At 52.3% G+C, this 788-nt stretch carries 2 protein-coding genes; one reads left to right on the top strand and one right to left on the bottom strand.

The features are described from left to right. A partial coding sequence (locus tag IV91_RS19315; RefSeq protein WP_233418488.1) for a hypothetical protein occupies positions 1-381 on the bottom strand: 381 nt, incomplete at its 3' end. Between IV91_RS19315 and IV91_RS19310 the strand changes: the two genes are divergently transcribed. Next, positions 358-788 (top strand): IS66 family transposase (locus IV91_RS19310; protein ID WP_233418487.1); only part of this gene is annotated, 431 nt, incomplete at its 3' end. The genes IV91_RS19315 and IV91_RS19310 overlap by 24 nt on opposite strands.

Here is a 788-nt window from a genome sequence, read left to right as displayed (position 1 = left end):
CCCTCGCAAACCGACAAGGACAATTCGTCGCTCACCGATCCGGGCAGCAAGGGCAAAGGTAAGAAGGCCGACGGTGAAACGGTGAAGAATCGGCGCACAATCGAAACACTGACCATCGTACCGGTCGATTACTGTGATAAGTGCGGTGCCGATCTGAGGCAGGTTGGTTGCACCCATGAGCGCCGCACCAAGATCGACATCATATTCGAGAAAGTCGTCGAACATGTGGAAGTGGAGATCAAGCAGTGCCCCTCCTGCGAACGAGTTATCAAAGGCAAATTCCCGGTGGACATGCCCGGCCCGTTGCAATATGGTCTGGGTGTGCAGGCGTTTATCATCAACCTGCTGGCCTGCCAGATGGTTGCGCTCAAACGCGCGCAAGCTTTGGTTTACTCCATCATTGATGTGGTCATCGCCGAAGCCACTATGTTGCAGTTCATTCTGCGTTTGCATGCCGCATTGGAAAACTGGGAGGTACGGGCAACCGAAAAGTTATTACTGGAAGCGGTCATGCATGTCGATGAAACCTCGTTACGCGTCGACAAGACAAATTACTGGATTCATGTGCATTCGGCGGGTGGCATCACCCTGAAAAAATTGCACCGAAAGCGGGGTATAAAGGCCATGGAAGAAAATGATATTATCCCGCGATATATGGGCAAGCTTATCCATGATTGCTGGGCATCCTATTTCAGTTACTCAAACTGCGGGCATGGCCTATGCGGTTCGCACCTGTTGAGAGAACTGACTTTCGTGGTGGAGACCAATCGTTATCGATGGGCGCGCCG

Origin of the sequence: Ferrovum myxofaciens (genome assembly GCF_000735045.1) — a bacterium.
Taxonomy (GTDB): Bacteria; Pseudomonadota; Gammaproteobacteria; order Burkholderiales; family Ferrovaceae; genus Ferrovum; species Ferrovum myxofaciens.
The sequence above is the reverse complement of the archived record's forward strand: the minus strand, read 5'-3'. Positions and strand labels throughout refer to the sequence as shown.